This is a genomic window from Mesorhizobium sp. M0184, assembly GCF_040322215.1.
Taxonomy (GTDB): Bacteria; Pseudomonadota; Alphaproteobacteria; order Rhizobiales; family Rhizobiaceae; genus Mesorhizobium.
Genome location: NZ_JAMYSZ010000011.1, coordinates 43,747 through 55,854 on the forward strand (window position 1 = coordinate 43,747; position 12,108 = coordinate 55,854).

14 protein-coding genes are annotated in these 12,108 nt (G+C 64.1%); 9 read left to right on the forward strand and 5 right to left on the reverse strand.

Going from position 1 to position 12,108, the window contains the following annotated elements; genetic code table 11:
- Positions 1 to 10 precede the first annotated feature (10 nt).
- Complete coding sequence (locus NKJ23_RS15485) at positions 11 to 553, reverse strand: hypothetical protein (RefSeq protein WP_352680854.1); 543 nt, start codon at positions 551 to 553, stop codon at positions 11 to 13.
- A gap of 282 nt (positions 554 to 835) precedes the next feature.
- Between NKJ23_RS15485 and NKJ23_RS15490 the strand changes: the two genes are divergently transcribed.
- The 3 genes from NKJ23_RS15490 to NKJ23_RS15500 all read left to right on the forward strand — a co-directional run bounded on the left by NKJ23_RS15490 (position 836) and on the right by NKJ23_RS15500 (position 2,379).
- Positions 836 to 1,294 (forward strand): tRNA (cytidine(34)-2'-O)-methyltransferase, encoded by a 459-nt coding sequence (locus tag NKJ23_RS15490; protein ID WP_352450521.1) that lies wholly within the window; start codon positions 836 to 838, stop codon positions 1,292 to 1,294.
- Between the two features lie 170 nt (positions 1,295 to 1,464).
- Entirely contained in the window at positions 1,465 to 1,908 is a 444-nt protein-coding gene (soxR, locus tag NKJ23_RS15495) for a redox-sensitive transcriptional activator SoxR (protein ID WP_023679485.1), read from the forward strand.
- A 120-nt stretch (positions 1,909 to 2,028) separates the two neighbouring features.
- The gene (locus tag NKJ23_RS15500) at positions 2,029 to 2,379 is read left to right on the forward strand and encodes a hypothetical protein (RefSeq protein ID WP_156937440.1); all 351 of its coding nucleotides are present in this window, start codon (positions 2,029 to 2,031) and stop codon (positions 2,377 to 2,379) included.
- Between the two features lie 36 nt (positions 2,380 to 2,415).
- On the opposite strand, the gene NKJ23_RS15505 is transcribed toward NKJ23_RS15500, so the two are convergent.
- The gene (locus NKJ23_RS15505; protein WP_352680856.1) at positions 2,416 to 2,673 is read right to left on the reverse strand and encodes a hypothetical protein; all 258 of its coding nucleotides are present in this window, start codon (positions 2,671 to 2,673) and stop codon (positions 2,416 to 2,418) included.
- A 103-nt stretch (positions 2,674 to 2,776) separates the two neighbouring features.
- Between NKJ23_RS15505 and hemF the strand changes: the two genes are divergently transcribed.
- The 3 genes from hemF (at position 2,777) to NKJ23_RS15520 (ending at position 4,678) form a co-directional block, all read left to right on the forward strand.
- The gene (hemF, locus tag NKJ23_RS15510) at positions 2,777 to 3,691 is read left to right on the forward strand and encodes an oxygen-dependent coproporphyrinogen oxidase (RefSeq protein ID WP_023679488.1); all 915 of its coding nucleotides are present in this window, start codon (positions 2,777 to 2,779) and stop codon (positions 3,689 to 3,691) included.
- 257 nt (positions 3,692 to 3,948) lie between these two features.
- Positions 3,949 to 4,209 carry a DUF1344 domain-containing protein gene (locus tag NKJ23_RS15515; protein ID WP_023679489.1) on the forward strand — a complete coding sequence of 87 codons (261 nt, stop codon included), beginning with the start codon at positions 3,949 to 3,951 and terminating at the stop codon, positions 4,207 to 4,209.
- Positions 4,210 to 4,492: 283 nt separating this feature from the next.
- Positions 4,493 to 4,678, forward strand: a complete 186-nt coding sequence (locus tag NKJ23_RS15520) for a DUF1059 domain-containing protein (RefSeq protein WP_023679490.1) — start codon at positions 4,493 to 4,495, stop codon at positions 4,676 to 4,678.
- A gap of 3 nt (positions 4,679 to 4,681) precedes the next feature.
- Here NKJ23_RS15520 and NKJ23_RS15525 read toward each other — a convergent pair whose 3' ends face one another.
- From NKJ23_RS15525 to NKJ23_RS15535, 3 genes are read right to left on the reverse strand one after another with little or no spacing between them, the layout of a single operon-like run.
- Positions 4,682 to 5,950, reverse strand: a complete 1,269-nt coding sequence (locus NKJ23_RS15525) for a CCA tRNA nucleotidyltransferase (RefSeq protein WP_352568017.1) — start codon at positions 5,948 to 5,950, stop codon at positions 4,682 to 4,684.
- The gene (locus NKJ23_RS15530; RefSeq protein ID WP_023679492.1) at positions 5,947 to 6,579 is read right to left on the reverse strand and encodes a CoA pyrophosphatase; all 633 of its coding nucleotides are present in this window, start codon (positions 6,577 to 6,579) and stop codon (positions 5,947 to 5,949) included. Before NKJ23_RS15530 ends, NKJ23_RS15525 begins: the two co-directional genes overlap by 4 nt.
- A 13-nt stretch (positions 6,580 to 6,592) precedes the next feature.
- Positions 6,593 to 7,222 (reverse strand): DUF1285 domain-containing protein, encoded by a 630-nt coding sequence (locus NKJ23_RS15535; protein ID WP_023679493.1) that lies wholly within the window; start codon positions 7,220 to 7,222, stop codon positions 6,593 to 6,595.
- Positions 7,223 to 7,368: 146 nt separating this feature from the next.
- Between NKJ23_RS15535 and NKJ23_RS15540 the strand changes: the two genes are divergently transcribed.
- The 3 genes from NKJ23_RS15540 to NKJ23_RS15550 are packed head-to-tail and all read left to right on the forward strand — an operon-like array spanning position 7,369 to position 12,106.
- Positions 7,369 to 8,373 (forward strand): AAA family ATPase, encoded by a 1,005-nt coding sequence (locus tag NKJ23_RS15540; protein WP_023679494.1) that lies wholly within the window; start codon positions 7,369 to 7,371, stop codon positions 8,371 to 8,373.
- A complete protein-coding gene (locus NKJ23_RS15545; RefSeq protein ID WP_352568018.1) occupies positions 8,373 to 9,287 on the forward strand; it encodes a DUF58 domain-containing protein in 915 nt (304 codons plus the stop codon). The genes NKJ23_RS15540 and NKJ23_RS15545 overlap by 1 nt, the downstream gene beginning before the upstream one ends.
- On the forward strand, positions 9,284 to 12,106 hold the full coding sequence (locus NKJ23_RS15550; protein ID WP_352680859.1) for a DUF4159 domain-containing protein: 2,823 nt from the start codon (positions 9,284 to 9,286) through the stop codon (positions 12,104 to 12,106). Before NKJ23_RS15545 ends, NKJ23_RS15550 begins: the two co-directional genes overlap by 4 nt.
- The last annotated feature ends 2 nt before the right edge of the window (positions 12,107 to 12,108 follow it).

Consider the following 12,108-nt stretch of genomic DNA (forward strand, 5'->3'; position numbering starts at 1 on the left):
CTGTTTCCGCTCACGCGGCACGCGAACGGACGAGGTGCCCAGACCGCATGGCGTCAAGGACCGGCGATACGGAATCGTCCGCCTCGCCGGTCCTGCTTCGCGCTATATAGGTTGTCGCGGGCCCTTCGCCGACAGTCTCGTTTGACGATGCTGACGACGTTTTGACGATCCGGATTTTCGCGCCGGTTTTTGCACCAGGCCGGATCAGCCTGATGATCCGGCGCACCAGCGACGGCCGGCTATAGTCCGGAACGGCGCGCGAGAAATCGACGTCCGGCAGCATGCCGCGATGCGGACGCCGGCGGGTCTCGGCGTGAACCGCCGACGAGTAGGTCTCGCCGATCAAAAGCGCCCAGGTCGCAGTCTTGCGCTCGTGCAGGCTTCTTGAGCCGGGTATTCTACAGGGATCGAACATCGGTCCGTTCTCCAGTTGAAGATGCAGGTAGAAGGGTGAACCAACCCAGGCCGCGGGCACGCGCGGCGCGGCAAAGGTGGCATCGGTCGAAGCGTGTTCAGGTGGGGCGTTCAGCCCCTTCCACAGCTTGAAAAACATCGCAGGATTCCTTCAAAGGCCGAAAAGGTTTCGGCGGGAATCGGTGCGATTGAAGTCTAGAAGGTCAGGAGAATCGTCGTACCGAAACCGCCGTCGGGCTGGTAAGCCCACGAGAGGGGTGGTGGATGTGCATGGCCATCATGAATTACCCCTCCATCGGTTCGGGTTGACAATGCTGGCCGTATAACCGACTTCGCAGAAAATGACCACCCGCCAGTCCAGGAATTTCCAAAACCGCGAGAGCTCTGTGGCTGATCTGCCACTTATTAGAAAGACGCGGAAATGAACGACCGTCTCCGCATCGCGCTCTACCAGCCTGATATCGCCGGCAACACCGGGACAATCCTGCGCTTCGCCGCTTGCCTCGGTCTCGGCGTCGACATCATCGAACCGGCGGGCTTCCCGCTCGGTGACCGGGCGCTGAAACGGGCCGGCATGGACTACCTCGAAATGGCGGCGCTCACCCGGCATGTCGACTGGCACGCCTTCGAGGACTGGCGCAAGCTTGCCAAGCGGCGGCTGGTGCTGCTGTCGACCAAAGCAGCTGCCGCCTACACGGATTTCGCCTTTGCCGGCGACGACATTCTCTTGTTCGGCCGTGAATCCGCAGGCGTGCCGGACGCCGTTCATGAGGCGGCGGATGCGCGACTGATCATCCCGATGCAGCCCGGCGCGCGCAGCATCAACGTCGCGCTTTCCGTTGCGATGGTGGCGGCCGAGGCGATCCGGCAGCTCCGCTAGGATGTGTACGCGATCGCCGGCCGCAGCGACCAAGGCGTCGTCCTCACGCAACACTGCGTCCTCTCCGGTCATTCTCATCCAGACGCCCATCGCCTTCTCCTGCCGTTTGCATCTTCGAGGCTTCTTCGCTACAAGCTCAACTTAACTTGAGGTCAAGCGGAAAATCGGAGATGGCTGCGGCAACGGAATTAACAGTCGGCCAGGTGGCGATGCGCAGCGGCGTGGCGGTGTCGGCGCTGCATTTCTACGAAGCGCGCGGGCTGATCCGCAGCCACCGCACATCAGGCAACCAGCGGCGTTACGGCCGCGACGTGCTGCGACGGGTGGCGATCATCAAGGTAGCGCAGGAGGTCGGCATTTCGCTGGCCGAGATCGGCACAGCCCTTCGATCATTGCCTGAAGGCCGGACGCCGACGCGCGAGGATTGGAACCTGCTTTCGACGGCTTGGCGCGACGACCTCGACCAGAAAATTAGTCAGCTCAAGAAGCTGCGCGACGGGCTGAGCGACTGCATCGGCTGCGGCTGCATGTCGATCGACAAATGTCCGCTGCGGAATAAGAACGACAGGCTGGCAAGGGACGGCGCGGGCGCCCGCAGGCTGGTCGTGCGTTGAAGCCATGACGGGTCTGGACGGGTTCAGCGAACTTATCCTGTCCGTTAGTCACTATACAGTCTTGTGAAGTTCATGTGCCCGTGCTTGATACGCCCCTGCAACTAACCTTGGGGGGCAGAATTGAAATTTGCATACAAGACTTACGCCGCGTTGCTTGGCGCCATTGTGTTGGCTGGATGCATGCCGAGCGAAGGTGAATGGAATACGGCAAGGACTTTGGTTCAGGGCAGTCCTGCCATGTATAAGAAAGTGCTTACGGAATGCATCAGGCATTCGGAGCAATCGCCTCTCAGTTCGAAGCAGGAAGCTGGCAAGATCATGAATGTCAGCGCAGCCGCGGCGCCACGTGTCTGGTGCGGAAGAACCGTGCGGGCCTTCGCGAATGGGCGCCTGACGTATGCCGAGATGAAAAGAGCGCATCTTGGAACGGGCGACAGAAGCGTGTTTATCAAGATCGTTCAGGGCAGATGAACTAGCCCTGATACGTTCAGCCTCGAGACCGGAGCGTTAATCCGCCGCCGGCAGCCGCCTGATGGTGAATTCGATGACGTCGCCCGGCCGCTCGAACCAGCTTTCGATCTCGGTCCAATAGGCCTGCTTAGGAAAGCGCTCGAACCATTCCTTCGCCTTGAGACGAGCATCGGTGCGCGGCAGCACGAAGGTCTCGCGCAGGAAGCCGTCGCGCGGCATGCGCGCGTTCTCGGCGCGCGAACGGTCGAGCCTCTTCTTCAGACCATCCAGCGGCGGTCTTGCCGGGGTGCGCACGAAAGAACTCCATTCACACTTGACCCTTGCACCCAAGAGATTAGGGATCGCGGCCGGAAAAGACGAGTCATTTGTCGGGCGCGCCCGCAACCGGAGACAGGATTTGCAACGACCCGAGATACCGGCGGGGCTGCCAGCCGACATCGAACAGAAGAAGACGAAGGCACGGCTGTGGTTCGAGACGTTGCGCGAGCGCATCTGTGCCAGCTTCGAGCAGATCGAGCAGGACCTGCAGGGGCCGCAGGCTAGCTGGTCGCCCGGCCGCTTCGAAAAGACGCCGTGGCAACGCGATGCCGGCAAGGGCGGCGGCGGTATCATGTCGATGATGCACGGCCGCGTCTTCGAGAAGGTCGGCGTCCACACCTCGACCGTCCACGGCGAGTTCTCGCCCGAATTCAGGAAGCAGATGCCGGGCGCCGAAGAGGACCCCTCCTTCTGGGCAAGCGGCATTTCGCTGATCGCCCATCCGTGGAACCCCAACGTGCCGGCCGTGCATATGAACACGCGCATGGTCGTCACGTCGCGCCAGTGGTTCGGTGGCGGCGCCGACCTGACACCGGTGCTCGACCGCCGCCGCAGCCAGGACGACCCCGACACGATCGCCTTCCACAGAGCGATGCAATTTGCCTGCGAGAAGAACGCGGCGATCGCCGACTACGTGAAATTCAAAGCCTGGTGCGACGAGTACTTCTACCTGCCGCACCGCGACGAGCCACGCGGTACCGGCGGTATCTTCTTCGACTGGCTGCATTCGGATGAGGACAAAGGCGGCTGGGACGCCGATTTCAACTTCGTCCAGGACGTCGGGCGATCTTTTCTCGTCGTCTACGGACATCTGGTGCGCGCCAACTTCAATGACAACTGGACCGATGGCGACCGTGACGAGCAGCTCATCCGCCGCGGCCGTTATGTCGAATTCAACTTGCTTCACGATCGCGGCACCATCTTCGGGCTGAAGACCGGCGGCAATGTCGCCTCGATTCTGTCCAGCCTGCCGCCAGAAGCGAAATGGCCGTAAAATCTCGGTGAGCACGACGTGAGCCGCAATCGGGTCCAAATCCCCAGAATTTGACGGCGAATGTGGCGCAAGGCGCGCCAGAAAATATCTTTTTCGTCTAATATGCCATTGTAAAGATTGGGCTATTTGTCGCGTCGGGCCGGGAAACGCCGGCGGTTCTTTACTCCCGAGAACCGCGACCCGACGTGACCGGACGGCCCATGATTGAATGGGGCACCTTTCCCAAGCGGTGCCCGCATTTTCCAGGAGAGCATGCCATGCGCAAGCTTATTATGACCGCAGCCGCCGCTGCCGTTCTCGCCTCTGGTACTGCCGCATTCGCTGCGGTCAAGCACACCACCGGCACGATCAAAAGCTTTGATGGAACGGCGATGAGCCTAGTTCTGGATAACGGAGCCACCTTTACGTTGCCCCAGACCTTCAAGGATCCTGGCCTGAAGGTCGGCGAAAAGGTCCGCGTCACGTGGGATATGAGCGGCAAGGATAAAATTGCCGAGGCAGTCAAGATCGTGAAGTGATGTCCTGCCCGCTGGAGCAAGACGAGGTCTTACTCCTGGGTAGCGTAAGAGGGCGGAGCAGCGATGCTCCGCCTTTTCGCAACAACCCGATCACTAGAGGGTCGCGTGTCGGCTTGGACGCACGGCACTCTAAGGCAACCAAAACCGTTCGATCGTGTTATGCTTAGCTGGCCAGCGTGTAGCCCGGATACCGTACGCGGTTTCCGGATCGCGCAATCAAAGGTCTGGAGCTTCCGTGTCAGTGCGCTGTGCGGCGCTCCAAGGAGGAGATGAGGAGAAGCCGATGAAGGAATTCCATTGCGGGTCGCTCGTACCCGGCTGCGAGTGGCACACACGCGCCGAGGAGGAGGCTGAGGTCATGCGCCGTGCCGTCGAGCATCTGCGCGAGACGCACGGCGAGACGGTGATCCGCGAGACGATGATCGAAGCGATCCGCTCGCGCATCGAAAAGGTCCGCGACGCAGCGTGACAGTCAGGATTCGAGTGCCTCCGCGGCGCGCTTGAGCAGTGCGCCGCGATCAAGCGCAAAACCGGACTCGACCCATTCCTTTTCGAGATTCTTCAACGTTGCACCAAGCTTCGGCCCCGGTGATGCGCCAAGCGTCGTCAGATCGGCGCCCTTGACCGGAAAAACAGGGTTTTGCCATTTTGCAGCGAAGGCAAGCAGGCGCGAGAAGCCGCCGGCTTCGAGCAGTGCGTCATTGTCCTCGATCGCGCGGGCTCGAGCGGAAGCGAGCAACAGCCGCAACCGATCGACAAAGCCTTGGCGGTCGCCAAAATAGAGCCTTTTCGCCAACTCTCCTTCGGTCGTTTTCGGATCGACGGCAGCTGTGATCGCCCAATTCCGCAGCCGGCTTGCTTCGCTCACGGAAAGCCTCAATCTCTCGGCAAGCGTTTTCATGCGCGCGGCATCCGGCGGCACGATGGCTTCCAGCCTGAGCAGCGGGTCCGGCGCCCAGGCCAGATCCTTCTCGGTCTTGGTCAGCCCGTGGATGGCATCGATGCCCCATTTCTCGCTTTCCGGCAAAACGGCGGTCAGAACGCCGGCCTGGCGCATCCACAGCAGCGCCCGCGACGGATCCGGCGCCGACAGCAATTTCTTCAATTCCCACCAGACGCGCTCGACCGAAAGCTGGTCGAGCCCCTGCTTCAGCCGGGCACAAGCCTTCAACCCTTCGGCATCCGGCCTGCCGTCGCCATACCATGCGAAGAAACGGAAGAAACGCAGGATGCGCAGATAATCCTCGCGGATACGCGCTTCCGGATCGCCGATGAATCGCAGCCTCCGCGCTTCGATATCGGCGATACCGCCGACCAGATCGACGACCGTTCCATCGGCCTCGGCATAGAGTGCATTGATAGTGAAATCACGCCGCTCAGCGTCGGCTTTCCAGTCGCGGCCGAACGACACTTTGGCGCGCCGGCCGTCGGTTTCGATATCGGCACGGAGCGTGGTGACCTCATAGGCCTTGCCGTGGCCGACCGCGGTGACTGTGCCATGCTCGATGCCGGTCGGTACCGTCTTGAAGCCTGCCGCCTCGGCGCGCCGGATGGTTTCCTCGGGCACCGTGGTGGTGGCGATGTCGATGTCGGCGACCGGCTGGCCGATGAGCGCGTTGCGCACCGCACCGCCGGCGATACGCGCCTCCTCGCCGCCATCAGTCAGAGCGGCGAGCAGGCGCTGCAGGTGGTGTTCGCCGAGCCACCCGGCCTTGCCCGCGATCGACACTGGATCGCTCACGAATAGAGCCTTTCATAAAGCGTACGGATGATGCCCGCGGTGACGCCCCAGATGCGCTGGCCGCCATAGGGCATCTCGTAATAGAACCATTCGAGGTCGTTCCACATGCGACTGTCTCTGGTGTGGTTGGCGGGGTCCATCAGAAAGCCCAGCGGCACCTCGAAGACGGCATCGACTTCGTCGGAATTCAGCGTCAGGCTGAAACCGGGCCGTACAATCCCGAGCACCGGGGCGATGCGATAGCCGCTGCCGGAAACGTAGTCCGGCAGACGGCCGATGATCTCGATGTAATCACTATCGAGACCGATCTCCTCGGATGTCTCGCGCAACGCCGCCGTTTCCGGGCTCGCATCGGTTGGATCGATGGTACCACCGGGGAAAGCCACCTGCCCCGAATGGTTGCGCAGCTTTTCCGCCCGCCTGGTCAAAAGGACCGTGGCTTCATGGCCATGATCGACCACCGGGATGAGCACGGCGGCATCGCGCAGCGCCTTGGCCAGCTTCAGCCTGGGATGGCCCGGATTGAAGCGGTGGTCGCCAAAATCGTCGCCGGCATGCGCCAGCGGCTGTGCCGCGACGCGCTGGCGAAACCCGGCAGCGGAAAACGGCAACGGCATCACCTGATCCATCATAGGCGGTCCATCATGCGCTCAGCCGTTTCAGTTTCTCAGCCGGCATGATTGGATAGACCTCGCCTTTGGAACGGACGGCAAACATCGTCTTGCCACCGATGTCGATCTCTTCGCCGTGCTCGACCAATTCGTACATCACCGGCCGTGCCACCAGCGCCTCCAGCCGCCCGCGCACCAGCACATAAGGCTTCAGGCCACCTGTCTCGTCCTCATCGACGAAGCGCAGCGGGTGTCCCGCCCCAGCCTCTACCACGTCGCCGACATTGGTGCGAAAGGTGACGATTTGTCCGTCGCCGGCGCCCGACACGTCCATCTCGACGGCAATGAAGGGCGCGTCGGCGACGCGGATGCCGACCTTTTCCACCGGCGTCACCAGGTAGGTTCTACCGTCCGCGTCCTTGCGCAGCACTGAGGAAAAAAGCTGCACCAGCGGCATCCGGCCGATCGGCGTTCCCAGATAGAACCAGGTGCCGTCCTGCTTGATTTCCATGTCGAGATCGCCGCAAAATGCCGGATTCCAGCGTTCCACCGGCGCCGGCCCCTTGCCAGCGCGCGTCGCGCGCGAGACCAGCGCCTCCAGCCCGCGCGCCTCGGTCGCGGCCGTCAGCCTCTCTTCACGATGGTCGGCGGCTTCCGTCATGGTCACGAAATAGTCACTGTTGTTCCGCTTGTCAGCCTAAGTCTGTGATTTAAGTTCATTGCAGGCGCCATGCGAGGCCGAATCGCGGCATTCTCTGCGGCACCAAGGTGCCAAGCGGAATTTCCAACCAGAAGGATCGATGCTGCATGAGCGTTATGATCAAGGAAAGCCCGATCAGCGAAAAGGACATGGTGGCGCAGGCCGAGAAAGCGCTGGCCGACATTTCGAGGGTCCGTGACGGCGTCGGCCGGGTCATTTTCGGCCAGGAAAGCGTCGTCGAGCGCACGCTCGTCGCATTGCTGGCGGGCGGCCATGCACTGCTGGTCGGCGTGCCCGGCCTCGCCAAGACCAAGCTGGTCGAAACGCTGGGCATCGTGCTCGGCCTCGATTCGCGCCGCATCCAGTTCACGCCCGACCTGATGCCATCGGACATTCTCGGCTCCGAGGTGATGGAGCAGGATGAATTCGGCAAGCGCTCCTTCCGCTTCATTTCCGGGCCGATCTTTGCGCAACTGCTGATGGCCGACGAGATCAACCGCGCCTCGCCACGCACCCAGTCGGCGCTGCTGCAGTCGATGCAGGAATACCACGTCACCATTGCCGGCGTGCGCCATGATCTGCCGTCACCGTTCCACGTCCTGGCGACGCAGAACCCGCTGGAGCAGGAAGGCACCTATCCGCTGCCGGAAGCGCAGCTCGACCGCTTCCTGATACAGGTCGATATCCTCTACCCCGAGATCGAGGCGGAGCGCCGCATCCTGCTGGAAACCACCGGTATCGAGGATGCCAAGGCTGAAAACGTGCTGCAGCCGGCGCGGCTGAAGGACATCCAGACGCTCATCCGCCGTATGCCGGTGCCGGAAAGCGTCGTCGAGGCGATCCTCAAGCTGGTGCGCTCAGCGCGCCCCGGCCAGGGCAACGCCGATACCGACAAGTACGTCGCCTGGGGCCCAGGCCCGCGCGCCAGCCAGGCGCTGACGCTGTGCACCCGCGCCCGCGCCCTCTATGACGGCCGGCTGGCGCCGTCGGTCGACGACGTCCGCGCGCTCGCCGAGCCGGTGCTGCAGCACCGCATGGCGCTGACCTTCGCCGCCCGCGCCGAGGGCACCACGGTTCGCGATGTTGTGGCGAAGCTCGCGAAAGGGATTTGATGGCGCGCATCGGTGAAGCGCAGGCACCGGCAGCGACGCGCGATGCGCTCGCCAGAGGCCGGTTGCGGGCTTCGTTGGTGCCCGACCTGCTGGTCGAGGCGCGCCGCATCGTCAACACGGTAATTGCCGGCTGGCATGGCCGCCGCAAGCGCGGTATCGGCGAGAATTTCTGGCAGTTCCGGCCCTATGTCGAAGGCGATTCCTCGCGCATTGACTGGCGCCGTTCCGCCCGCGACGATCACACCTATGTCCGCGACCGTGAATGGGAGGCCGCCCACACGGTGTGGCTTTGGGCCGATCCCTCGCCTTCCATGCTCTACAAATCGACCGGAGCCAGCGTTTCCAAGGAATCGCGCGCCCTGGTGCTGGCGCTGGCCATGGCCGAGCTTTTGTCGCGCAGCGGCGAGCGCATTGCCTGGCCGGGCCTGACCGACCCGTTCACCGCCCGCAATGGCGCCGAGCGCATCGCGGCGCAACTGATGCACGCCGCCGACCTGCCGGCAAAGCCCGACCTATCCGGCATTCGCCGGTTCTGCGACATCGTCCTCGTCAGCGATTTCCTCGACCCGGTCGAGGACACCATGGCGTGGCTGGACGTGCTCGCCCGCCACGGCGTGCGCGCCCATCTGGTCGAGGTCGCCGATCCGGCCGAGGAAAGCTTCCCCTATGCCGGGCGCACCGAATTCACCGATCCTGAGACCGGCGACAAGCTGACCGCCGGCCGCGCCGAAATGCTGGGCGAGGAATATCGCCTGCTTTATGCCGCCCGCCGCCAGGAACTGGCCGCCTGGTGCAAACGGCTTGGCTGGAGCTTTACCGTCAATCATACCGATCGCCTTGCCTCCGAGGCGCTGGTGCGCATCCACATGGCGATGACCGCCGAGGGCAGCTTTGCCGGGAGGGCCCGCGCATGAGTTGGCTGCCGCTCTCCTTCGGGGCGCCGATGGTGCTGTGGGGCCTGCTGGCGCTGCCGGTGATCTGGTGGCTTCTGCGGCTGACCCCGCCCAGGCCGCAAGCCGAGGTGTTTCCGCCGCTCAGGATTCTCGCCCGCGTGCTGAGGCGCGAAGAAACGCCGCAGCAGAGCCCTTGGTGGCTGACGCTGCTTAAGCTGCTGATGGCCGCGCTTGTCGTGGCAGCACTTGCCGAACCGGTCTTCAATCCGCGCGAAAAGCTGCCGGCCGAGGGCGCTGCCCTGGCGCTGGTGATCGACAATGACTGGGCAAGTGCCGCCGACTGGGGCAAGCGCGTCGCCACCGCCGAGCGGCTGATCGCCGATGCCAATTCGAACGGCGTGCCGGTGCTCATCGCTTTCACCGCCGAGAAGCCGAATGCCGAGATCGGTCCCTTCGATGCCGCTGCCGCGCTCGACCGGCTGCGCGCGGCAAAGCCGCGGCCGATCCCGACCGACCGCCCCGCCGTCTATGCCCGCGTCGCTTCAGCCTTGGAGTCGCTGCCTGGCGCCAGCGTCGCGGTGCTCGCCGATGGTCTGGCGGCGCAAGGCGACGAAGCCGCGTTCAACACGCTGTTGTCGAAGAACGCAGCACGCGTTGTCTGGGCCGTCTCCGACCGGCTGTCGCTGACCGGCCTGACCGGCGCCGACAACCAGGTCGACGGCTTCGCCCTGACCGCCATCCGCGCGCCCGGCGACCCGGCGCCTGCACAGGTCACGGCCGGCGCTTTCGACGACAAGGGCCGCCGCATCGCCGACGCGACGCTGACCTTTGCCCCGGGCGGATCCACCGCCACCGGCACGATGGCCGTGCCGTTCGAACTGCGCAACGACTTCGCCTACGTCGCGCTCGACGGCGAGCGCCAGGCCGGTGCCGTCCGCGTGCTCGATGAGAGCTCAAAACGCCGCCGCGTCGGGCTGTTGTCGCAGGCCGAGGCCGACCAGGCGCAACCGCTGCTGTCGCCGCTCTACTACATCCGCCGCGCCCTGCAGCCGTTCGCCGATCTGGTCGAGCCGTCGAGCGTCGATCTCGCCGACGCGATCCCGCAACTGCTCGACCAGAAGCCGGCGATGATCGTCATGGCCGATGTCGGCACCATTCCGGAACAAGCGCGGCAAAGGCTGGTTGACTGGGTCGACAAGGGCGGCACGCTGGTGCGTTTTGCCGGTTCGCGGCTGGCCGCTGCCGGCAATGACGACGACCTGCTGCCAGTTCGGCTGCGCACGGGCGAACGATCGCTTGGCGGCGCGCTGTCATGGACGGCGCCGCAGCCGGTCACCGAATTCCCGAAAACCGGTCCCTTCGCCGACCTCGCGCCGCCCACCGAGGTCACCGTCACCAGGCAGGTCCTAGCCGAACCGACGCCCGACATCGTCGAGCGCACCTGGGCTACGCTTGCCGACGGTACGCCGCTGGTGACCGGGATGAAGAAGGACAAGGGTACCCTCGTGCTGTTCCACGTCACCCCCGAGGCGACGTGGTCCAACCTGCCGATCTCCGGCAGCTTCGTCGAGATGCTGCGGCGCATCGTGCAATTGTCGCGCAACCAGGGCGCGGCTGTCGCCAATGCCGAGGCCGCCGCCACGTCGCTGGCACCCTATCGTATGATCGCCGCCGACGGCACGCTGGTGCCGCCGACGCCGGATGCCAGGCCGCTGGTGCCCGGCGCCGGCCCGCTGCCGGTGACGCTGGAAAATCCGCCCGGCCTCTACGGCTCCGAGACAGGAGTGTTCGCTCACAATCTGCTCGGCGGCGACAGCGCATTCACGCCGCTGGCCCGGCCTGAAATCACGGTGCCGGTCACCACCATCCAGTATGCCTTCGACGAGCAGCACAACCTCAAAGGTCCGCTTGTCACGGCCGCCCTGGTGCTGATGGTGCTCGACACGCTTGCCGTATTCTGGATGGGCGGCCTGTTGTCGCGCCGGCCGCGCCGTGCCGGCGCTGCGGCGACGGCAGCCGTCCTGCTGATTGCGCTCGGCGCCTTGATTGGCCACGCGGACGTCGCGCGCGCCGACGACGCCAAACCGGGAGATACGGAGGCCATCGGGGACATTTCAAAGACCCGGATCGCCTACGTGCTGACCGGCGAGCCGGGTGTCGATTCGATCAGCCGCGCCGGGCTCGAAGGCCTGACCCGCTTTCTTATCGAAAAAACCGCGCTCGAACCCGGAGCACCGGCCGGCGTCGACATCTCGAAGGACGAACTGTCCTTCTACCCGCTGATCTACTGGCCGATCGATCCCTCGGCCCCGACGCCGAGCGAGGCCGCCATCGCCCGCATCGACGCCTACATGCAGCAGGGCGGAACGGTCTTGTTCGACACCCGCGACCAGTTCGCCAATGGCATTGGTGCGGATTCGACCAGCCCGGCGACGGAGCGGCTGCGCGACATCCTCGGCAACCTCAACGTGCCACCGCTGGAGCCGGTGCCGTCGGACCACGTGCTGACCAAATCCTTCTACATTCTTCCGGAGTTTCCTGGCCGTTTTGCCGGCAGCCCGCTTTGGGTCGAGGCATCGCTCGAAGCCAGCAACACCGAGAACCGCCCGGTGCGCACCGGCGACGGCGTTTCGCCGATCATGATCACCGCCAATGATTTCGCCGGCGCTTGGGCCGTCGACGAGAATGGCGACCCGCTATTGCCGACGGTGCCTTCGGATCCGATGCAGCGCATCTATGCGCTGCGTGCCGGCGTCAACATCATGATGTACATGCTGACCGGCAACTACAAATCCGATCAGGTGCACGTCCCGGTGCTGCTCGAACGGCTGGGGCAATAGAC